17 protein-coding genes are annotated in these 20,889 nt (G+C 61.2%); 6 read left to right on the forward strand and 11 right to left on the reverse strand.

All coding sequences use genetic code 11. From position 1 onward, the window contains the following. Nucleotides 1-75 precede the first annotated feature (75 nt). Nucleotides 76-1,260: a sugar transporter gene (locus K1X80_RS11950; protein ID WP_220172913.1), complete on the forward strand. Its 1,185-nt coding sequence runs from the start codon at nucleotides 76-78 to the stop codon at nucleotides 1,258-1,260. A gap of 75 nt (nucleotides 1,261-1,335) precedes the next feature. On the opposite strand, the gene K1X80_RS11955 is transcribed toward K1X80_RS11950, so the two are convergent. The 6 genes from K1X80_RS11955 to K1X80_RS11980 all read right to left on the reverse strand — a co-directional run bounded on the left by K1X80_RS11955 (nucleotide 1,336) and on the right by K1X80_RS11980 (nucleotide 9,431). Next, complete coding sequence (locus tag K1X80_RS11955) at nucleotides 1,336-3,780, reverse strand: TonB-dependent receptor (protein WP_076964781.1); 2,445 nt, start codon at nucleotides 3,778-3,780, stop codon at nucleotides 1,336-1,338. Between the two features lie 99 nt (nucleotides 3,781-3,879). Next, complete coding sequence (locus tag K1X80_RS11960) at nucleotides 3,880-4,839, reverse strand: FecR domain-containing protein (protein ID WP_220172914.1); 960 nt, start codon at nucleotides 4,837-4,839, stop codon at nucleotides 3,880-3,882. Continuing rightward, entirely contained in the window at nucleotides 4,836-5,342 is a 507-nt protein-coding gene (locus K1X80_RS11965) for a sigma-70 family RNA polymerase sigma factor (RefSeq protein WP_220172915.1), read from the reverse strand. The genes K1X80_RS11960 and K1X80_RS11965 overlap by 4 nt, the downstream gene beginning before the upstream one ends. A gap of 122 nt (nucleotides 5,343-5,464) precedes the next feature. Beyond that, nucleotides 5,465-5,815, reverse strand: a complete 351-nt coding sequence (locus tag K1X80_RS11970; protein ID WP_057959872.1) for a DUF6124 family protein — start codon at nucleotides 5,813-5,815, stop codon at nucleotides 5,465-5,467. A gap of 1,244 nt (nucleotides 5,816-7,059) precedes the next feature. Next, nucleotides 7,060-8,304 carry a saccharopine dehydrogenase family protein gene (locus K1X80_RS11975; RefSeq protein ID WP_057438684.1) on the reverse strand — a complete coding sequence of 415 codons (1,245 nt, stop codon included), beginning with the start codon at nucleotides 8,302-8,304 and terminating at the stop codon, nucleotides 7,060-7,062. Nucleotides 8,305-8,333: 29 nt separating this feature from the next. Next, complete coding sequence (locus K1X80_RS11980) at nucleotides 8,334-9,431, reverse strand: carboxynorspermidine decarboxylase (RefSeq protein WP_057438683.1); 1,098 nt, start codon at nucleotides 9,429-9,431, stop codon at nucleotides 8,334-8,336. 285 nt (nucleotides 9,432-9,716) lie between these two features. Between K1X80_RS11980 and K1X80_RS11985 the strand changes: the two genes are divergently transcribed. Then, nucleotides 9,717-10,490, forward strand: coding sequence for a M12 family metallopeptidase (locus tag K1X80_RS11985; protein ID WP_076964783.1), 774 nt, complete (start codon nucleotides 9,717-9,719; stop codon nucleotides 10,488-10,490). Nucleotides 10,491-10,609: 119 nt separating this feature from the next. Further along, complete coding sequence (gene metE / locus K1X80_RS11990) at nucleotides 10,610-12,898, forward strand: 5-methyltetrahydropteroyltriglutamate--homocysteine S-methyltransferase (protein ID WP_220172916.1); 2,289 nt, start codon at nucleotides 10,610-10,612, stop codon at nucleotides 12,896-12,898. A gap of 537 nt (nucleotides 12,899-13,435) precedes the next feature. Here metE and K1X80_RS11995 read toward each other — a convergent pair. Then, a complete protein-coding gene (locus tag K1X80_RS11995) occupies nucleotides 13,436-14,599 on the reverse strand; it encodes a DUF1624 domain-containing protein (protein WP_057959870.1) in 1,164 nt (387 codons plus the stop codon). 134 nt (nucleotides 14,600-14,733) lie between these two features. On the opposite strand from K1X80_RS11995, the gene K1X80_RS12000 reads away from it, so the two are divergent. Further along, the gene (locus tag K1X80_RS12000; RefSeq protein ID WP_057438680.1) at nucleotides 14,734-15,279 is read left to right on the forward strand and encodes a DUF924 family protein; all 546 of its coding nucleotides are present in this window, start codon (nucleotides 14,734-14,736) and stop codon (nucleotides 15,277-15,279) included. On the opposite strand, the gene K1X80_RS12005 is transcribed toward K1X80_RS12000, so the two are convergent. Then, nucleotides 15,276-16,598 (reverse strand): hypothetical protein, encoded by a 1,323-nt coding sequence (locus K1X80_RS12005; protein ID WP_076964882.1) that lies wholly within the window; start codon nucleotides 16,596-16,598, stop codon nucleotides 15,276-15,278. The genes K1X80_RS12000 and K1X80_RS12005 overlap by 4 nt on opposite strands. A 228-nt stretch (nucleotides 16,599-16,826) precedes the next feature. Here K1X80_RS12005 and yfcF point away from each other — a divergent pair, with 228 nt between their 5' ends. Continuing rightward, nucleotides 16,827-17,444, forward strand: a complete 618-nt coding sequence (yfcF, locus tag K1X80_RS12010; RefSeq protein ID WP_233093388.1) for a glutathione transferase — start codon at nucleotides 16,827-16,829, stop codon at nucleotides 17,442-17,444. Here yfcF and K1X80_RS12015 read toward each other — a convergent pair. Genes K1X80_RS12015 through K1X80_RS12025 form a run of 3 tightly spaced genes read right to left on the reverse strand, consistent with a single transcriptional unit; the run spans nucleotide 17,419 to nucleotide 19,234 of the window. Continuing rightward, the gene (locus K1X80_RS12015; protein ID WP_057438677.1) at nucleotides 17,419-17,694 is read right to left on the reverse strand and encodes a hypothetical protein; all 276 of its coding nucleotides are present in this window, start codon (nucleotides 17,692-17,694) and stop codon (nucleotides 17,419-17,421) included. The two genes, yfcF and K1X80_RS12015, sit on opposite strands and share 26 nt — an antisense overlap. 47 nt (nucleotides 17,695-17,741) lie before the next feature. Next, nucleotides 17,742-18,491: a creatininase family protein gene (locus K1X80_RS12020; protein ID WP_057438676.1), complete on the reverse strand. Its 750-nt coding sequence runs from the start codon at nucleotides 18,489-18,491 to the stop codon at nucleotides 17,742-17,744. Nucleotides 18,492-18,535: 44 nt separating this feature from the next. Continuing rightward, on the reverse strand, nucleotides 18,536-19,234 hold the full coding sequence (locus K1X80_RS12025; protein ID WP_057438675.1) for a murein L,D-transpeptidase catalytic domain family protein: 699 nt from the start codon (nucleotides 19,232-19,234) through the stop codon (nucleotides 18,536-18,538). A gap of 37 nt (nucleotides 19,235-19,271) precedes the next feature. Between K1X80_RS12025 and K1X80_RS12030 the strand changes: the two genes are divergently transcribed. Beyond that, nucleotides 19,272-20,837 (forward strand): murein L,D-transpeptidase, encoded by a 1,566-nt coding sequence (locus K1X80_RS12030; protein WP_220172917.1) that lies wholly within the window; start codon nucleotides 19,272-19,274, stop codon nucleotides 20,835-20,837. Nucleotides 20,838-20,889 lie beyond the last annotated feature (52 nt).

The following is a 20,889-nucleotide window of genomic DNA, read 5'->3' on the forward strand; positions in this document are numbered from 1 at the left end:
CTATTTTTCGGCGCCGCTCAAGGGCAGGCATCGGGCCGTCAGGATCGGCGCGCAACTGAGTAAAACGACCTGTCGATGAGTACTTCCACCGCCACACCTCAAGCCAACTGGCAGCCGGTCATCGCCCTTGCGCTGGCGGCCTTTGTGTTCAACACCACTGAGTTCGTCCCGGTCGGCCTGCTCAGTGCCATCGGCGCCAGCTTCGACATGCCGATCGCCCGGGTCGGCCTGATACTCACCATCTATGCCTGGGTGGTGTCATTGACGTCGCTGCCGGTGATGTTGCTGACCCGCAACGTCGAGCGGCGCAAGTTGCTGATTGTGCTGTTCGGCATGTTTATCGCCAGCCATATCCTCTCCAGCGTGGCCAACAGTTTTGGCTTGTTGATGGTCAGTCGCATCGGCATTGCCTTGTCCCATGCGCTGTTCTGGTCGATCACCGCCTCCCTGGCGGTACGCCTGGCGCCGCCGGGCAAGCAGGTGCAGGCGCTGGGCTTATTGGCCACGGGCACCTCACTGGCGATGGTCCTGGGCATTCCTTTGGGCCGTCTGCTGGGCGAGGCCATGGGCTGGCGCACCACCTTTATTGTGATCGCCGGATTCGCCGCTGTGCTGGTGTTCTGGCTGGCGCGCACCTTGCCGCTGTTGCCGAGCCAGAACTCCGGCTCGCTGCGCAGCCTGCCGATGCTGTTCAAGCGCCCGGCGCTGGTGGCGCTGTACGTGTTGACGGCCATGGTGGTCACGGCCCAGTTCACCGCCTATAGCTATATCGAACCCTTCGTCGAACGCGTCGCGGGCCTGGGGGGCAATGCGGTGACCCTGGTGCTGCTGGTGTTTGGCGGGGCGGGGATCATGGGGTCGTTACTGTTCAGCTTGCTGCACCGTTTCAACCCTTACCGCTTTTTGCTGGTGGCCGTGTCGGTGCTGGCGCTGTGCCTGGGGCTGTTGTTGCCGTTGAGTGGTGACGTTTCGTACCTGGTGGTGCTGAGCGTGTTCTGGGGCATGGCGATCATGGCTTTTGGCTTGGCGCTGCAGTCCAAGGTCCTGGTGCTGGCACCGGACGCGACCGATGTGGCGATGGCGATGTTTTCCGGGATCTACAACATCGGCATCGGCGGCGGCGCGCTGCTGGGCAGTTGGGTCGGCGGGCATTTTGGCTTTGCCTGGATCGGCGCGGCGGGGGGCTTGCTGGCGGTGGCGGCGCTGGGGTTGTACTGCCTGTCGATTTATCGGTTTGGGCAGGGCGGACCACGGGAATAAGGTGAACGGCGTTCGCAGCAGCGGCCAGCTCGCCAGCGATGGCGTCCACAGGAACGCCATCGCTGTGTCAGCCCATCAGAACTGCGGCGTGTACTTCACACTGAACATCACATTGCGCGGATCGCCGTAGAAGTTGTTGCCATTCAACTGGTTGTACCCTGAGGCGTAGTAGGTCTTGTCGAACAGGTTGTTGGCATTGACCGCCAAGCCCACCTCCGGCGTCATCTGATACGCCAGCCGCGCGTTCCAGACCGTGTAGCCCGCCACGTCATAGTTGTACTCATACCCCAGGGTATGGCTCTGGGTGGTAAAGCCCAACCCGGCGCTGACCTTGCTCCAGTCGCCACTGAACTGGTAGTCGCCCCACACCCGCAACATATGCTTGGGCGTCCACTGGCTGAATACCTTGCCCTTGTTATCCCGGTCCTCAAGGTACTTGGTGGTGTTGTAGGTATAGCCGGCAAACAGTTGCAGGCCGCTCAACACTTCACCGCTGATTTCAGCTTCCAGGCCCTGGCTGCGGACTTTGCCTGAGCCTGTGGCGCAGTACGTGCCGCCGCAGATTTCACCCAGGGAGTAGTCGGTGATCGCACGGTTTTCCTGGTCGTAGCGGAACAGCGCCAGGGAGGTATTGACCCGCCCGTCCAGCAGTTCGCCCTTGAGCCCGACTTCGTAGTTGCTGCCAATCACCGGCTTGACCACCGCACCGCTGAGGTTACGCTGGGTCTGTGGCTCGAACACGTCGGTGTAGCTGGCGTACACCGCCCACTCGCGGCTCAGGTCGTAGACGATCCCGGCGTAGGGCGTGACTTCGCCGGTTTCGTTGGTGGTGCTGGGGTCGTTGACGGTGGTGGCGTGGGTCACCGCCGCGATGCCCGAGGAGGTATAGCTGTAGTCATACCAACTGACACGGGCGCCGAGTACCAGGGTCAACGGGTCGATGGGCTTGACGCGCCAACTGCCATACAGGCCTTTTTGGCGGATGTCGTATTTGCTCGGTGTTGCACTGCCGCCGGGGGTGTTCATCAGACCCTCGTAGCTGATTTCGGGGCGGTTGTTGTCGATGTCGAAGATGTTGTCGGTGCTTTTATTGAAGGTCCGGGCAATGATGTCGTTGGACGTGTATTTGGAATAGTTGCCGCCCAGCGTAATTTCCTGGGCCATGGACAGTGCTTCGAAACGCCCGGTGAGGTGGGTGTCCAGGCCGATCTTGGTGCCGTCGAAATCGGTGTACCAATCGGCATAGGTCAACCCGGTGCCGTCGGCGTTGATGCCGTTGCCGGTACTCTGCACGCGCTGGTGGGTGGAGGTGTTTTCTTCGCTCATGCGCACCGCGCCGACCTTGAACTTCCAGTCGTCGTTGAAGCGATGCTCCAGGTCGGCATACAGGGTGGTGACGTCGATCTGCGAGTGGTTCCAGCGCGAGCCGCTGAAGGTGGAGCGTGACAGGTCAATCGACTTGCCCGTGCTGTAGCGCGGCAGGCCCCGCAGCATCGGCCGGGATTCGGCATTGGTGCGGCTGACGGCCAGGCCCAGGGTGGTGTCTTCCTGCAGGTCGAAGTCCAGGGCGCCGTACAGCGAGTGGGTCTTGCTCCATTCGTAGTCGATGAACGAATCGCTCTGGTCTTCGTCGGCCACCATCCGCCCACGGATCGTGCCGCTCTGGTTCAGCGGGCCGCCGGCGTCCAGTTGCAGGCCGTAGTGGTCCCAACTGCCGGCCTTGGCGGTAAGGGCCACGGTGGGTGCCGTCTGCCCGCGCTTGCGTACCAGGTTGATTGCGCCACCGGGGCTGCCGGTGCCCTGCAGCAGGCCGGAGGCGCCGCGCAGTACTTCCAGGCGGTCGAAGAAAATCATGTCCTGGGTCGCCCAGTTGCCCAGGGCGTAGGTATTGCGCGGGATCGGCACGCCGTCGTACTGCCAGTCGTCGATCTGGAAGCCGCGGGAGGTGATGATCATGCCTTTGCCCACGCCTTGCACGCCCACCAGGCCGGTGGTGTGGTTGACGGCGTCCTTGAGGTCGACCAGGTCCTGGTCATCCATTTGCTTGCGGGTCATCACCGTGATCGACTGGGGGATTTCCTTGAGGGTGTGGGTGCCCTTGCCGATTGTCACCGCGCGTGCGGCGTAGGAACCGCTGCCTTCGGTGGTGGTGGGGTCGATGCTGTGCTCGACAATCGAGGTCACGCCCAATTGCAGCGCGCTGCCCGTGTCGGTGGCAGGCTCGACGCTGAAATTACCTTGCTCGGTGATGCGCAACTGCAAGCCGCTGCCCGACAACGCACGGTCCATGGCCTGTTCGGCCGGCATCTGGCCAATCACGGCATTGGCCTGCTTGCCCTGCACCAGCACCGGGTCCAGGGACACAATGCGCCCGCTCTGGCTGGCAATGGCGTTCAGCGTTTGCGCCAGCGGGCCGGCCGGCAGGTTGAAAGACAGGCTTTGCGCCTGCACCAGGGCAGGGCTCGCCAGGGTTGCCAGGGCAACGGCGACAGAAAGGGCGTGGGGCCAAGGGTTGAGCACAGCATTCTCCTGAAGGTGTGGACGTGTCAGGAGATAGGTGGGACGAAAAATGAAAACCGGACACAAATAAGAGTTATTTGCATAAAAAATGTTGCCGGGTTATTTGGCGCGAATCAGGGTCAGCCACGGGCTGTAGTGATCGACCCGGATCGGCAGGGTTTCGGCCAGGGCGCCGAAGGCGCGGTGCGGGTCGTTGAGGGGGAACACCCCCTGCACGCGCAAGTCGCGCACCTGAGGATCGACGCGCACAAAACCACGGCTGTACGGGCGCAGGGCGTTGACCACCTGTTCCAGGGAGTCGTCCAGCACACTCAGGTGCCCGGCGAGCCAGTCGGCCCGGAAGCCTTGGTTGCCGGCCAGCGGCTCGATGCGATCGGCCTGCAGCATTACGGCTTGGCCCTCCAGCACGGTGCGCTGCACGCCGTTGCGCAGGGTCGCCTGCACCGAGTGTTCCAGCACCACCACCCGTGTAGCCTGCGGTTCCTGGCTCACCAGGAAGCGCGTGCCGAGGGCCTGGATGCTGCCCTGGGCAGTGCGCACGCGCAGCGGCCGTTGCGCGTCGGCCGCCACCTGAATCACCAGTTCGCCGTGGCGCAGGATGATCAGGCGCTGGTGTGGGTCGAATTGCACATCCACCGCGCTCTGCGCATTCAGGCTCAGGCGGCTGCCATCGGCCAGGGTGAATGTCTGGCGCTGGCCGCGCGCGGTGTGCAGGTCGGCCAACAGGTTGTCGCCCAGCGGGCTGCGCGCCGCCAGCCATAGGCCGCCGCCCAGCAGTCCCAGGCCGCCGATGGCGCGCAGCACGTCACGCCGCGAACCATGGTGCTGCAACAGCACTTGCCGCGCTTCACCGGGCAGGCGTTTTTCGAGGGTGCGCAGGGTGTTCCACGAGCCGCCCAGGCGCTCCTGCAAACGGGCCCAGGCCTGGGCGTGAGCCGGGTCCAGGGCCAGCCAGGCATTGAAGCGTTCCTGCATCCGCGCATCCGTTTTGCCGGCGCGCAGGCGCACCATCCAGTCGATGGCCTGCTCGCTGACCGGGTCCAGGCGCGCCTTGCTCACGGGGCCAGCTCGGCCAGGTAGCACTGGCGCAGGGCCTGTTTCATGTGGCGGCTGACGGTGCGCTCGGACAACTGCAACTTGCGCGCAATCGCCACGTAGCTCATGCCGTCCAGCTGGCTATAAAGGAACGTGGCCTTGACGATCAGCGGCAAGCCGTCGAGGGCACGGTCAATCGCGACCAGGGCCTGGATCAGTTGCAATTGGTCTTCGGGGGAGGGCGCCAAGGCTTCGGGGGCAGCGGCCAGGCGTTCCAGGTAGGCGGTTTCCAGACGGCTGCGGCGGTAACGATCAAAAATCAGCCGGCGTGCAATGGTCGAGAAATAGGCCCGGGGTTGCTCGATGCTGTCGGGGTCTACCCGGGCGGCGAGCATCTGGCAGAAGGTATCGGCGGCGGTGTCTTCGGCATCGGCATGGTTACGCACGCGATGCTGGATATGTTGCAGCAGCCAACGGTGATGGTCGTTGAAAAAGAAGCCCAGCTTGCGGATTGGAGGTGACTGCACGGGTCGACTTTCTCAGGGTGGTATTGTGAATCGTTCTCAATATTACCTTTTGTGCGAGGGGGGGTGCAACAAGCGGTAGTTGTAGGAGCGAGCTCGCTCCTACATAAAACGGCATTCCAGCTCTACAGGGCCGGTTGTGCGCAGCCATCCAGCGCCTGGTCGACCATTAGCTGCACGCCTTCGAGCATCCGGCAAAGGCCCAGCGCCACGCTGCGGTGCGTACCGTCGACTTCAAAGGCCAGGTGCGTGGCGATCACGTTGATCGACGCCAGGTCTTGCGAGGCATTGATCAGCAGGGTTTCGGCGTCCAGGTCGGTGCGCACGGTAAATAATGCTGCTGACGCCGGGTCGCTGGGTTGAGCGGTTGGGGTGGGGGGCTCGGGGTGCAGATAGTGGTTGATCGCACGATCCGCCGCATCGCGCAGAAGACTGGCATCGTAGCTGGGTGGGGGGTTGGGGCTGTGTTTGATCATGGTGAAGCTCCTGGTAGGTGGAGCTGCCACCGTTCGCGGTCAAACGAGTAGGGTGGCAGCTGTACGCGGGTTGACCGACCGGAAACCAGTGATTCCGGCATACCCGAAGGTATCCCGCGCACAGCTGCCGCGACACGATACATCAGACATAAGAAAAACGCCTGAAATAGGTCTGGGGTGCTGTAGCGTACTGGTTTGGTCGGACGGTCAAATCCGGCCGCTGATTTGGCAGCGGCAACGGGAAGGTTAGTCAGCACCTTTCCGAGGGACAACCTGAAACGGATGTAGGAAGCATCTGGTGCGCCAGCGTTAAGGTGCGCAGATCCCGCAAACACCAATAAACCCTGTGGGAGTTGTCGAGCTTTAGCGAGGCTACGATAGCGGTGGGTCAGCCAGCATCAATGCCAGCAGTACCGCCGCCATCGCAGCCTCGCTGGGGCTCGACAGCTCCCACATTGATTTGGGCCAGATGGCATTGCGTGTTCGCGGTAGGACGCCAGCATTAAGGTGCGCAGATCCTACAAACACCGATAAACCCTGTGGGAGTTGTCGAGCTTTAGCGAGGCTACGATAGCGGTGGGTCAGCCAATATCAATGCCAGCAGTAACGCCGCCATCGCAGCCTCGCTGGGGCTCGACAGCTCCCACATTGTTTTGGGGCAGCGTTAATAGCGTGCTCGCTCCAGAGCCCCAGCGTTCAAAGACGCAGATCTCGCAAACACCGATAAACCCTGTGGGAGTTGTCGAGCTTTAGCGAGGCTACGATAGCGGTGGGTCAGCTAGCATCAATGCCAGCAGTACCGCCGCCATCGCAGCCTCGCTGGAGCTCGACAGCTCCCACATTGATTTGGGCCAGATGGCATTGCGTGTTCGCTGTAGGACGCCAGCATTAAGGTGCGCAGATCCCGCAAACACCGACAAACCCTGTGGGAGTTGTCGAGCTTTAGCGAGGCTACGATAGCGGTGGGTCAGCCAGCATCAATGCCAGCAATACTGCCGCCATCGCAGCCTCGCTGGGGCTCGACAGCTCCCACATTAATTTGGGCCAGCTGGCATGACGAGTTCGCTGTAGGACGCCCACGTGAATGTGCGCAGATCCTGCAAACACCGATAAACCCTGTGGGAGCTGGCTTGCCTGCGATAGCTTAGGCACTGGCAACATTGATATCCGCCCATGCAACGATCCGGGCAATGTTTTTGATCGCTCCCACAGGACGTGGGAGCGATCCGTCAATCAAGACGCTATCAGGCGATAGCATCCCAGGCGCGGTCGCCTTTTTCGTCCTTGATACGGGTCGGCAGACCCATCACGTCCAGTGCCTTGAGGAACGGCTCGGCTGGCAGTTCTTCAACGTTGGCCATGCGTTGCACGTCCCACTCGCCACGGGCCACCAGCAGCGCAGCGGCTACCGGTGGTACGCCGGCGGTGTAGGAGATGCCCTGGCTTTCGGTTTCGGCAAAGGCGTCTTCGTGGTCGGCCACGTTGTAGATGAACAGCTCGCGTGGCTGGCCATCCTTGGTGCCCTTGACCAGGTCGCCGATGCAGGTCTTGCCGGTGTAGCCCGGTGCCAGCGAGGACGGGTCAGGCAGCACGGCCTTGACCAGTTTCAAAGGCACCACTTCCAGGCCTTCGGCGGTGGTGACCGGTTTCTCGGAGAGCAGGCCGAGGTTGTTCAGTACGGTGAACACATTGATGTAGTGTTCGCCGAAGCTCATCCAGAACCGCACGTTGGGCACGTCGAGGTTTTTCGACAACGAGTGCACTTCATCGTGGCCGGTCAGGTACAGGTTCTGTGAACCCACTACCGGCAGGTCGTCGGTACGTTTTACTTCGAACATCGTGTTGCTGGTCCACTGGCTGTTCTGCCAGCTCCACACCTGCCCGGTGAATTCGCGGAAGTTGATTTCCGGGTCGAAATTGGTGGCGAAATATTTGCCGTGGCTGCCGGCATTGACGTCGAGAATGTCGATCGAATCAATGCGGTCAAAATGCTGTTGTTGCGCCAGCGCCGCATAGGCGTTGACCACTCCTGGGTCAAAACCCACACCGAGGATCGCAGTGATGTTCTTCTGCTTGCATTCCTCCAGGTGGTTCCACTCGTAGTTGCCGTACCACGGCGGGGTCTCGCAGACCTTGCCCGGCTCTTCGTGGATGGCGGTGTCGAGGTAAGCCACGCCGGTATCGATGCAGGCACGCAGTACCGACATGTTGAGGAAGGCGGAGCCGACGTTGATGACGATCTGCGATTCGGTTTCGCGGATCAGTGCCTTGGTCGCTTCCACGTCCAGGGCGTTCAGGGCAAAGGCCTGGATCTGCGCGGGTACCTTGAGGCTACCCTTGGCCTTGACGCTGTCGATGATGGCCTGGCATTTGGAGATGTTGCGCGACGCGATAGCAATACGACCGAGTTCGTCGTTGTGCTGCGCGCACTTGTGGGCCACCACCTTGGCGACACCTCCTGCACCAATGATAAGAACGTTCTTTTTCAATTGCTTTATCTCTCCTTTATCTGTCCGCTTTACGAAAGGCTGGACAGGTAGTCGTCGTAACCAAATTCACGAACCACTTCGACTGTACCGTCGAGTTGTTTCACTACGATGGACGGCATTTTCAGGCCGTTGAACCAGTTTTTCTTGACCATGGTGTAGCCTGCCGTGTCGATGAACGACAGTCGATCGCCGATGGCCAGCGGCTGATCAAATTGATATTCGCCGAAGATATCACCGGCCAGGCACGACTTGCCGCACACCATGTAGGTGTGTTCGCCATCGCTTGGCGCCAGTTTGGCGTTGAGGCGATAGATCAGCAGGTCCAGCAGGTGGGCTTCGATGGAGCTGTCGACCACGGCGAGGTTTTTGCCGTTGTACAGAGTGTCGAGCACGGTCACTTCCAGGGAGGCGCTGTTGGTGATCGCTGCTTCGCCGGGTTCCAGGTACACCTGCACGTCGTACTTCTGCGAGAAGGCCTTGAGGCGCTGGCAGAACGCGTCGATGGCATAGCCTTCGCCGGTAAAGTGGATGCCGCCGCCGAGGCTGACCCAGTTGACCTTGTGCAGCAGTGCGCCGAAACGTTCTTCGATGGTGTTCAGCATCTGGTCGAACAGGTTGAAGTCACCGTTCTCGCAGTTGTTGTGGAACATGAAGCCGGAGATCTGCTCGATCACGCCTTCGATCTTCACCGGATCCCACTCGCCCAGACGGCTGAAGGGGCGCGCCGGGTCAGCCAGCAGGTAGTCGGAGCTGCTCACTTGCGGGTTGACGCGCAGGCCGCGGGTCTTGCCCTCGCTGCGCTCGGCAAAGCGCTGCAGTTGGCTGATGGAGTTGAAGATGATCTTGTCGCAGTTGTCGAGCATCTCCTCGATCTCATCGTCGGCCCAGGCCACGCTATAGGCGTGGGCTTCACCTTCGAACTTCTGGCGACCGAGCTTGAGCTCGTACAGCGACGAGGACGTGGTGCCGTCCATGTATTCCTGCATCAGGTCGAACACCGACCAGGTGGCAAAGCACTTGAGCGCCAGCAGCGCCTTGGCGCCGGACTGCTCGCGCACGTAGGCGATCTTCTGCATGTTGACCAGAAGCTTCTGTTTGTCGATGAGGTAATACGGGGTTTTGATCATTTTTCAGAGCCTGCGGCGGAGCCTGCCAAAAAAGGACAGGCATTGTGCCCGCACTTGCTCAGGATCGAAAGGTTAGTCAGCGGAATTTGCAGGCTTGGGCCTACAGGCCACTCAGGTATTGGTCAGCAAATGGGTCCATAACCCTGTGGCCAGGCGGTCAGGCAGTGGTTTAGTCGCCAGGCGCACGCTTGATCGTCACGCGTAAACCCTTGTCATGGCCCCAGTGGAACCTATAGCGCCGAATTACGACGTAATGGGAAATACATCGCTGCTGGAGCTACGACTTTGACTGTCCAACTGAACGCTCACTTATCTGTCTATCCACCGGACTACCTGCCCAACGAGAACGCCGATCAAACTGCCAAGGGGGAGGTTGCTGCGTCTTCCAGGCAAAAGCGTGGGGTGGCGTCAGCTTCGGCGTTATGGCCACAACACTCAGTCATAAGAATTTCCCTGATGGGCATGAGTAAAGCGCAAGAAGAGTTTACCAAAGCCAACATCAACAAATGGGCGCCTCACGTCAATCTGCACTTTGAGTTCACTGACGCCGCCGACGGGGATATCCGGATTGCCGCAGACAACGATATTTCCGGTGGGCATTCGTACTTGGGTACCCGCTCGCTCTATGTACCGCCCGACAAACCTACAATGGTCATCGGCCTCAAGGGTGGGCCGAATGCTTATAACGCCGGTACGATCCAGCATGAGTTCGGTCATGTTTTGGGGTTGCAACATGAACATCAGCACGAAAACAATGATTTGGATATCAATTGGTCCGAAGTCAAGAAAACCTACATGGATAAAGGTGGGGAGAAAGAACTAAAAGCGAATTTTGGGCCGTTGGTTTCCGATGTTGTGTCATCTGACTATGATCGTAAATCCATCATGCATTATGGTTTCAATTCATCCTGGCTCAACAGTGGAGATGCTATTGGGGACAACAATGAGCTCTCCGAGGGTGATATCAACTTTGTCCGCTCGCTCTATCCACCCGAGGTCAAGAAAAAACCAGTTTCTGCCAGTTGGTGGGACTTCCGTCACGTTCAGCCGTCTCCATAAAACGCCTGGGGCAGGTCGATCATGAGCGATATTCGTGATCATCTACAGTAAAATGAGTTTGTCTCATTATGACCCGCTGCCGACAATAGCTCCCATACCAACACATTGGAGTTTTTGTCATGGCTGTCGCTCATTCCCTTGGATTTCCGCGCATTGGACGCGATCGTGAACTGAAAAAAGCGCAGGAAGCGTTTTGGAAGGGTGAGCTGGACGAAGCCGGTCTGCGCGCCGTCGGCCGTGAATTGCGGAAGACCCACTGGGACTTGCAGAAACAGGCCGGCATCGAGTTGCTGCCGGCTGGGGATTTTGCCTGGTACGACCAGGTGCTGACCCACTCGCTGATGTTTGGTGTGATCCCCGAGCGTTTCCGCCCGGCTGACGGGCATGCCACCCTCAAGACCCTGTTTGCCATGGCCCGTGGCGTCAGCGACAGCTGCTGCGGCGGTGCCCACGCCCAGGAAATGACCAAGTGGTTCGACACCAACTACCACTACCTGGTGCCTGAATTCAGCGCGGACCAGCAGTTCCACCTGGGCTGGGACCAATTGTTCGAAGAAGTCCAGGAGGCCCGCGACCTGGGGCACACCGTCAAGCCGGTGGTGATCGGGCCGCTGACGTACCTGTGGCTGGGCAAGGCCAAGGGCGGTGACTTCGACAAGCTCGACCTGCTCGACCGCCTGCTGCCGCTGTACGGGCAGATCTTCCAGCGCCTGGCGGACCTGGGCGTGGAATGGGTGCAGATCGACGAGCCGATCCTGGTGCTGGATCTGCCCCAGGACTGGAAAAACGCGTTTGAACGCGCCTACAACCTGATCCAGCGTGACCCGCTGAAAAAACTGGTCGCCACTTACTTTGGCGGGCTCGAAGAAAACCTCGGCCTGGCGGCCAACTTGCCGGTCGATGGCCTGCACATTGACCTGGTGCGTGCACCTGACCAGTACCCGACGATTCTCGACCGTCTGCCGGCCTATAAGGTGCTGTCCTTGGGGGTGGTCAACGGGCGGAACGTCTGGCGCTGCGACCTGGAAAATGCCCTGGCTACCTTGCAGCACGCCCATGAACGCCTGGGTGATCGCCTGTGGGTGGCGCCGTCCTGTTCGCTGCTGCACAGCCCGGTGGATCTGGGGCGTGAAGACAAGCTCGACGCCGAGCTGAAAAGCTGGCTGGCCTTCGCCGTACAAAAGTGTGAAGAAGTCGCGGTGCTGACCCAGGCCATCAACCAGCCCGAAGCGCCGAACGTGCTTGCTGCCTTGGCCCAAAGCCGCGCCGTGCAAGCGGCCCGCGGTGCCTCGCCGCGTATCCACAAGCCGGCGGTCCAGGCCCGCGTGGCGGCTATCACCGCCAAGGACAGCCAGCGCCAGTCGCGGTTTGCCCAGCGCATCGCCCAGCAGCGCGCCGGCCTCGACTTGCCGCTGTTCCCGACCACCACCATAGGTTCGTTCCCGCAGACCGCGTCGATCCGCCTGGCGCGCCAGTCGTTCAAGGCCGGCAAGTTAAGCGAAGCCGAATATGTCGAGGCGATGCACAGCGAGATCAAGCACGCCGTTGAAGTGCAGGAAAACCTTGGCCTGGACGTGCTGGTGCACGGTGAAGCCGAACGTAACGACATGGTCGAGTACTTTGCCGAACAGTTGGACGGCTATGTATTTACCCGCTTTGGCTGGGTGCAGAGCTATGGCTCTCGCTGCGTGAAACCAGCGGTGATCTTCGGCGACCTGAGCCGCCCGAAAGCCATGACCGTGGAGTGGATCCGCTACGCCCAAGGCCTGACCGACAAGGTCATGAAGGGCATGCTGACCGGCCCGGTGACCATGCTGATGTGGTCATTCCCCCGCGAAGACGTGAGCCGCGAAGTGCAGGCCCGGCAACTGGCGCTGGCGATCCGTGACGAAGTGGTGGACCTGGAAGCGGCGGGCATCAAGATCGTACAGATTGATGAAGCGGCGTTCCGTGAAGGCCTTCCCCTGCGCCGGGCCCAGTGGCAGCACTACCTGGACTGGGCCACCGAAGTGTTCCGCCTGTGCGCCTCGGGTGTGCGTGACGAAACCCAGATCCATACCCATATGTGCTACAGCGAATTCAACGACGTGATCGAGTCCATCGCGGCGATGGATGCCGACGTGATCACCATCGAGACTTCCCGTTCGGACATGGAACTGCTGGACGCGTTCGAAGCCTTCGCTTACCCGAACGACATCGGCCCGGGGGTCTACGACATCCACTCACCCCGGGTGCCCGACGCCTCGGAAATGGCCAACCTGCTGCGCAAAGCCGCCCAGCGCATCCCGGCCGAGCGCCTATGGGTCAACCCCGACTGCGGCCTGAAGACCCGCGCCTGGCCGGAGACGGAAGCGGCGTTGATTCACATGGTTACAGCTGCCCGGCAATTGCGCGCTGAATGGGCGTAACTGCGGCTGACACAAATCCCATTGTGGGAGCGGGCTTGCCCGCGATAGCGGCAGTTCAGTCACTACTTCTGACAACTGACCCACCGCCATCGCAGGCAAGCCAGCTCCCACATTTGAATTGTGGCGGTACTCAAATTCTCTACCACACGCAGACCCCCCTATGGGAGCGGGCTTGCCCGCGATAGCGGCAGTCCAGTCACTACTTCTGACAACTGACCCACCGCCATCGCAGGCAAGCCAGCTCCCACATTTGATTTGTGGCGGCACCAAAACTCTCTGCCACGCGCAGACCCCCCTGTGGGAGCGGGCTTGCCCGCGATAGCGGCAGCCCAGTCACCACTTCTGGCAACTGACCCACCGCCATCGCAGGCAAGCCAGCTCCCACATTTGATTTGTGGCGATACCCAAATTCTCTACCACGCGCGGATCCCCTGTGGGAGCGGGCTTGCCCGCGATAGCGGCAGCCCAGTCACCACTTCTGACAACTGACCCACCGCCATCCCAGGCAAACCAGTTCCCACATGTGGATCTTTGTGCTCAGAGGTATTTGAGCCACGCTATATCCCGCCGCCGGGCCTTCAACCGGGCAAACCAGCGGACGGGCAGGTACAACGCCAGCGGCAGTAACAACGCCACCAGCCACACCGCCCCCACGCTGTCGAACCCAAAGTGCGTCCCCTGATTCAGGCCAAACAGCGCCACACCCATCACGTACAACACCTTCAGCACATACAGGTGCAGCAGGTAGAAGAACATCGGCGCCGCGCCGAACACCGCCAGTATGTCGATCCAGCGCCGCTGCCCGGCGCGTTCAAAGGCCAGCAGCAACACCAGCCCCACGCCCAGGGTCAGCGCCAGGAACAGCAATGACGGCGGATACTTGGTGATGTTGAAGAAGCTCATCCAGGTCTGCACCGGACTGTCATAGTTGTGCCACGGCGCCTCACCGTAACCATTGATCGCGCGCAGCACCCCAAAGCCCACCAGCGCGCAAATGCCCGCCAGCAACAGATACCGCTGACGCCGCGCCGCCGGCATCGCCCCGGAAAACCACGGGCCGAGGCTGTAACCCAGGGCAATCACCCCGATCCACGGCAACACCGGGTAGGTCGTGCGCAGGCGCAGGGTGTCGCTCACCTCGATCCAGCTGCGCTCATGCAGGATCGTCCAGGAAATATGCCACGCCGACCCCGCCGCGAAATGCACGCCATCGAGCAGGTTATGCCCGCCAATGATCACCAGCGCCAGGCCGATCAGCAGCGGGCGGGGCAGCCACACCAGCGCGGCGAGGGCGATCATGCTCACGCCGATGGCCCAGATCACCTGCATATAGATCACGCTGGGGGGCAGTTGGAAGGTCCAGGCGAAGTTCACCAGGGTAAATTCCAGCACCACCAGGAACAGCCCGCGCTTGAACAGAAACGCCGCAACATCGCCACGGCCTTGGTACTTTTCGCCGTACAGATACGCCGACAAGCCGGTCAGCAACACAAACACCGGCGCACACAAGTGGGCCAGGGTGCGGCTGATAAACAGCGCCGGCTCCGTGCTGTCGATGTTCATCGGGTCACTGACCTGGCGGTGCAGCAGGAACGTCTCGCGCACGTGGTCGAGCAACATGAACAGGATCACCAGGCCGCGCAGGGCGTCGATGGAGAGCAGACGTTGGCGTAAACGGGCAGCGGGAACAGCGTCGGTCATGGTGCAGGGTCGCCGGCGGGAATGTAGGGGCGGTTATCTTATAACATTGGTCGGCAGCTGTGGATTTCTCAGTCGGAATCGGGCCCTGCAGGTGCTAGGGTAGGGCGCAGACTTTGACCACCCTGGAGTGACTTATGAGCGTCCCCGTTGATATCAAGGCTGTCGTGCAATTCTGGATGGCGGCGGGCCCATCACGCTGGTTCAAGAAAGATCCACAGTTCGATGCCGAGTTTGGCGCCCGCTTCCACGAGGCGCACTTCCAGGCAGCCAGGGGCGAACTGGAACACTGGATGGACGAGCCCGAAGGCGCGCTGGCGCTGCTGATCCTGCTCGATCAATACCCGCGCAACACCTTCCGGGGTACCGCCCATATGTTCGCGACCGATCCACTGGCCAGGGCTTATGCCGCACGTATGATCGACGCCGGGATGGATCGGCTGATTGACCCGGCATTGCGGGCGTTTTGCTATTTGCCTTTCGAACATTCCGAAAGCCCTGAGGACCAGCAGCGCTCCCTGGCGCTAAACAAACAACTGGATGCCGACACCTATCACTGGGCTAAGGAGCATGCCGAGATCATCCAGAGATTCGGCCGCTTTCCCCATCGCAATGGGGCGTTGGGCCGGGTGACGACCGAGGAGGAGCAGGCGTTCCTCAGCGGTGGTGGGTTCTCTGGCTAGGGCGCGACGGCGATGGGTTGTCGGCAGGCTTCCAACGCGGAGAGAAACTGGGCTTTGTTGCTCAGCATGCGTTTCGCCACCTCGTCCTGATACTGGGCGACTTGGCTGGTGGAAAGGTTCATGCACGTGCCGAATAGCTCATTGGCCTGCTTGATCACCGAGGCTTTGTCAGCCGCAGTGATAACTGTGGCCGGGTCGAACCAGGAGGAGACAAAGTTCAGCGCGGCGGCTCTGCGTTGCATGGAGCCTGGGGGGCTGTCTTTGACCAGTGCTATGTGGTTTTTCGTGTCGCTGCGGGTTTCGGCACTTTCCAGGCTGGCTTTGATTGCGCCGATTTTATCGGCGGTGATTTCGCGGCTTCCAGCATCGGCGTCCAGCTGACTTTTCAAGGCCGAAAATACCAGTTGCTGGGAGTCGTTGGCCACCGCGCCCTCGGCTTTTCGCACCTCCAGCACTACATAGGAGTTGTCTCGATAGTCACAGCCATCCCGGGGTGCTTCCTTGGCGTTGCAGGTGCCATCCTTTTTCACCAGACGGGCGCGAGCGCTGTTGTACACCAGGCTCTCCCACGGCGGCGCCGCACCACGGTCTTCGGTGCGTACCAGTACGTAGTCGCCGGTCTCGAGGTAGCCGGTTTTGGGGTTTTTGGGGTCTACACGGGTATTCATACCCACTAGGTCGAAGGAGTAGGTAAACGCATTGTCGTCCTGGTCATCCTTAATAAACGTATCGGCCAGGGCCGACAACACGTTTGCTGCCGGATGCGCGGGCGGGTAGAAGGTCTTGCCCAGGCTGGCCAGGCTGCCGAGCATCTGCCGCACCTGGGCGCCGCTCTCGTCCAGCTCGATGATGTAGATATCCAACTTGAAGGGGTTGCCGTTGTAAGTCATCGGGCCGTAGACGTTATTGAGGTTGGAGAGGTTCAGGTATTGGTTTTCGCGCACGTCATTGGAGTAGAAGATGACTTTGGAGCTACGGATGCCTTCGGGGCCGTGTTTACGGTCGCAAGGGCTTTCACAGGTGCTGGCTACAATCGCAATATCGCCGGTGGCGGGCTCGCCGCGGGCCAGGCGCAAGGGGCTGGTCCATTCGGTCAGGTCTTTGATAAAGACGGTCTTGAGGGTAATGGCGATAGGGTCGCCGGCTTTGAGCAGGTGTTTCGCCTCGCTGGCGTAGATGTTTTTGGCGCTTAGCGGACCGTCAACCGCGCCGGGGCGGTGATAGCGATAGTCGACAGCGCCTTGGTTGCTGATTGCGCAGCCGCCGAGATTCAGCAGGGTTACGGTTGCCAGCAGGTAAGCGGGTTGCAAAGCGTGCATGGGGTTCTCCTTGACGGGCGGTCGCCTCAGCGAAGAATAGTCAAGGCCGGCGGTGTTGCCATTAAATCGCCAGCCCTGGAAAGCCCCCACATTTACGGGGTGTTCCTGCATTTTGAGCGGCTATTCCCTTCAGGAATGGCCCCATAAAAAAGCGACATTGTATTTATCGCTGCACATCTCGTAGCGTGGCTGCTCACCCAAGGAGATGCCACCGTGACTGACCTGCCGATGCGCTTATATGTCGATGCCCTGTTCACCAGCCCGTATGCAATGTCGGTGTTTGTGACCCTGCGGGAAAAAGGCCTACCGTTCGAGGTGCGCCCCCTCGACCTTGACGCGCTGGAGCAGCAGTCGCCGGTGTTTACCGGGCTGTCCGTGACCCAGCGGGTGCCGACCCTGGAGCAGGCTGGGTTTGCCTTGTCCGAGTCGTCGGCGATTACCGAGTACCTGGAGGATGTGTTCCCGCAGGTGCCGGTGTATCCCAGGGAGCCGCGCCAACGTGCGCGGGCACGGCAGATTCAGGCATGGTTGCGCAGCGACCTGCTGGCGATCCGCCAGGAACGCTCCACACTGGTGGTGTTTTGCGGGGTCCAGTATGGCCCGTTATCAACCCAGGCCCAGGTGGCGGCCGACAAGCTGATTGCGGCGGCGCAGCAATGGTTGGCCGAGGGCGACGATTACCTGTTTGGCCAATGGTCGATTGTCGATGTGGACCTGGCCGTGATGCTCAACCGGCTGATCCTCAATGGCGATCCGGTGCCCGCGCGGTTGGTGGCATATGCCCAGCGTCAGTGGCAGCGGCCATCGGTACAGGCCTGGGTCAACCAGGCACGTCCGGCGTTGTAGCGCCCAGCGGCCATTCCTGCGCGACCCGGCGGTCGAGGTCTTCCCAGTCTTCCATGCCGAGCACCCGGGTGGTGTTCAGGCCGCGTATGTAGCCGCGCAACTGCTGGGCGGCGGCGCTGGCCTGATCGGCATCGGCAGTCGGGTCCTGCAGGACGTTTTCGTACTCGATCAAATAGTCGGCAACGCGCTCGCGATACTCTGGCAGAACGGCGTTGCGGATGCGATCAAAGGTCTTCTGATGGGGTTTCATGGAGAGGTCCTTCTTATAGATTTTATTGTGTGCCGGTGTCGCAACCGTCAGTTTGGCATGGCTTCGCGGCTGAAGGCCTCCACTGCGGACACCAGGCCCTTGGCGGCCAGCACCACCAGTTCAGCGCCTTTCTCAGGCGTTGCCAGGGCCGGGTCGGAACCCATCCGGCCATCCGGGTGGCGGGCGCGGAAATCCTGGGCCTCGCGGATCGGGCCGGAAGACGCGATCTGTGGTGAATAGTCGGCGGTCTTGATCAAGTCCGGATAAGCCCATTGGGTAATCGCAATCTCGGAAGGGGTGGCATGGGTGCCATGCCCCGTCGGGAACTGCGCGCGCGCCAGTTCGCCAACACCTTCCAGGTCCCACCAGTTGCACAGCTTCAAGGCAAAGCCGGCAGGGCGACGGGCGAAGCTGGCCTCGGCGTACAGTTCGGAAAAGGCGGCTTCGATGGTGGCGATATTGCCGCCGTGGCCATTGAGAAACAGGATTTTCTCAAAGCCGTGGGCCGCCAGGGAGCGGGTCCAGTCACCGATGGCGGCGATAAACGTCGACGGGCGCAGGGAGATGGTGCCGGGGAACCCAAGGTGATGCTGGGCCATGCCGATATTGAAGGTCGGGCCGACCAGGATATCGGCGTCTTTTTGCGCGTGATGGGCAATGATTTCCGGGCACATCCAATCGGTGCCCAACAGGCCGGTAGGGCCATGTTGTTCATTGGAACCGATAGGAATCACCACGGTGCGGCTACGGTCGAGAAATTGGCTTATCTCGATCCACGTTGACTGGTGCAAAAGCATTGGAGGTTCTCTCTCTGGTCAGGCTCGGCCTTCCAGATACTACCTCAACCGGCGCTGGCGATCTGGCGCGGCTTGCAATTGAGGTAGGGCGAGGATTTCAGCCAGCGCTGGTCGGGGTACCAGGAAAACATGAACTGGCCATCCTTGAGTTTGTCCACCACCTGGCGCGCCACCTGCGGACGCACGGCGGGGCAGCCCTGGCTGCGGCCGATGCGGCCTTCACGCTTGCTCCACAAGGGGCTGACGTAGTCGGCGGCGTGGATCACGATGGCACGGTCGCGGGCCTGGTCATTGAACCCCGGCTCCAGGCCGTCCATGCGCAGCGAGTAGCCATGGGTGCCCTGGTAGCTCTCCTGGGTGCGGAACAACCCGAGGCTGGATTGATGGCTGCCTTCGCTGTTGGAGAACTGGGTGGCGAAGTTTTCCCCGGATTTTTGCCCGTGGGCTACCAGGTCGCGTAGCACCAGTTTTTTTTGCCGCAGATCGAAAATCCACAGGCGACGGGCGGTCGAAGGTTGCGAGTAGTCGATCACGGCCAGGCGTTCAGAGCGTTCCTGGCCGTTATTGACAGCACACTGCATCGCGCTGAGGGCACTTTTAAGTACAGTGGGATTGAGTTCTGGAGCCGAGCGCGCCAGGCTGTTATACAAGGTATGAGGTTTGGCATTCTCTGCGAAGGCACCCGTACAGAACGCGCCCAGGGTGGCGGCGATCAGGCCGAGTCGGCAGTAAATATTCAGCATTTATCAAGCATCTCCGCCGTAGATTGGAGCTAAGCCATTGTTCAAAAAACACGCATGTTACTTGAGCCTTTGCTTGCTCGTAGCACCATTGGTCGCCATGGCCGATGAACTGCCAGTCGAGCCGCCAAACCCAGTACAGCTGGCACTTGGGCAGTTGTCGAGTGTTTGCCCCGATTTGGCGACCCAACTGGATACACCGGCCGAGCTGCGGCTGCAGGCTTTTTACCAGCAACAAGGCAATGCTGCCCTGTGGTCGCTGGACGATCGCCGAACGGCCCTGCAGGGCCAGTTGCTGTTGCTGGCCGACGACGGCCTCGATCCGGCGCACTACCGGCTGCCCGACGTGGCAACCACCAGCAATGTGCTGTGTACCGACTTCGCAACCAGCCAGCACTACCTGCAGGCCCTGCATGACTTGCACTATGGCCGTTTGCAGCAGGCCCATTACGAGCCGCTGTGGCATTCCCAGCCGCCAACTGAGGATCCGGCCGTTGCGGTGCTGGCCCTGGCCAACGCGGGGCTTGCGGACATGCCGGCGGCGTTCGACCAGGCCCGGCCCTCAGCCGGTCTGTATCGTAGCCTGCGCGCGGCCTATGCCACCCAACGCCTGCAACCCTTGCCGCAGTGGGGTGTGATTGCCGACGGCCCATTGCTGCGTCCCGGTGGCGAAGACCCACGGGTGCCGGCCCTGGCCCGACGCCTGGTCAGTGGCGGCCAGTTGGCGAGCGTGCCCAAGGGCAATCAATACGGCAATGAGCTGGTGGCGGCGGTGAAGCGCTTCCAGGCCAGCCATTCGCTGCAAGCCGACGGGGTGATCGGCCCGGGCACGGTGGCCGAGCTTAACGTCAGCCCGGCGGTGCGCCGCGAGCAACTGCGGGTCAACCTCGAACGTTTTCGCTGGCTGGCCCAGGACCTGGAGCCGGATGGCATTCTGGTCAACGTCGCGGCGGCGCAGTTGAGTGTCTACCAGGGTGGTGTGCCCGTGTGGCAGACCCGCCTGCAGGTGGGCCGCGCCGAACGGCAGACGCCGCTGCTCAAGTCGCGCATCACACGCCTGACCCTCAACCCTACCTGGACCATCCCGCCGACCATCATGCGCGAGGACAAACTGCCGGCCATCCGCCTGAACCCGGAGTACCTGCGCCAACAGAACCTCAAAGTGCTCGACAGTGAAGGCCGCGCCCTGTCGCCCGAGCAGGTGGACTGGTCGCACCCCGGCAACATCCTCCTGCGCCAGGACGCCGGCCCGCGCAACCCGCTGGGCAAGATCGTCATGCGCTTCCCCAATCCATTCTCCGTGTACCTGCACGATACGCCCAGCCAACCGTTGTTCAGCAAGGGGCCACGGGCGTTCAGCTCGGGGTGTGTGCGGGTGGAGCAGCCGATGCTGCTGCGCGATCTGCTGGTGAACCCGGCAGAAAAAGCGCGGACCGAGGAATTGCTGGCGACCGGGCTGACCCATGAGTTCCGTCTGGCCACGCCGGTCCCGGTGTTGCTGGGGTACTGGACGGTGCAGGTGGATAGCCAGGGGGCGTTGCTTTACGCGCCGGATATCTATGGCCGCGATGGCGTGCTGTTGAAGGCCCTGGGCGCGGTCCTGTAGGTGCGCAGCGAGGCGCAATATGAGACCCGGTTGGCATCCTTGAAAAATTAAC

It is taken from the genome of Pseudomonas sp. So3.2b, from assembly GCF_019464415.1.
Taxonomy (GTDB): Bacteria; Pseudomonadota; Gammaproteobacteria; order Pseudomonadales; family Pseudomonadaceae; genus Aquipseudomonas; species Aquipseudomonas shahriarae.

Coding starts and splice junctions, on each gene's coding strand:
- K1X80_RS12020 (WP_057438676.1), bottom strand. CDS start 18,491: ATGCTTTTGCACCAGTCAACGTGGATCGAGATAAGCCAATTTCTCGAC.
- K1X80_RS12015 (WP_057438677.1), bottom strand. CDS start 17,694: ATGAAACCCCATCAGAAGACCTTTGATCGCATCCGCAACGCCGTTCTG.
- K1X80_RS12025 (WP_057438675.1), bottom strand. CDS start 19,234: ATGCTGAATATTTACTGCCGACTCGGCCTGATCGCCGCCACCCTGGGC.
- metE (WP_220172916.1), top strand. CDS start 10,610: ATGGCTGTCGCTCATTCCCTTGGATTTCCGCGCATTGGACGCGATCGT.
- K1X80_RS11970 (WP_057959872.1), bottom strand. CDS start 5,815: ATGATCAAACACAGCCCCAACCCCCCACCCAGCTACGATGCCAGTCTT.
- K1X80_RS11980 (WP_057438683.1), bottom strand. CDS start 9,431: ATGATCAAAACCCCGTATTACCTCATCGACAAACAGAAGCTTCTGGTC.
- K1X80_RS12005 (WP_076964882.1), bottom strand. CDS start 16,598: ATGCACGCTTTGCAACCCGCTTACCTGCTGGCAACCGTAACCCTGCTG.
- yfcF (WP_233093388.1), top strand. CDS start 16,827: ATGCGCTTATATGTCGATGCCCTGTTCACCAGCCCGTATGCAATGTCG.
- K1X80_RS11995 (WP_057959870.1), bottom strand. CDS start 14,599: ATGACCGACGCTGTTCCCGCTGCCCGTTTACGCCAACGTCTGCTCTCC.
- K1X80_RS11950 (WP_220172913.1), top strand. CDS start 76: ATGAGTACTTCCACCGCCACACCTCAAGCCAACTGGCAGCCGGTCATC.
- K1X80_RS12000 (WP_057438680.1), top strand. CDS start 14,734: ATGAGCGTCCCCGTTGATATCAAGGCTGTCGTGCAATTCTGGATGGCG.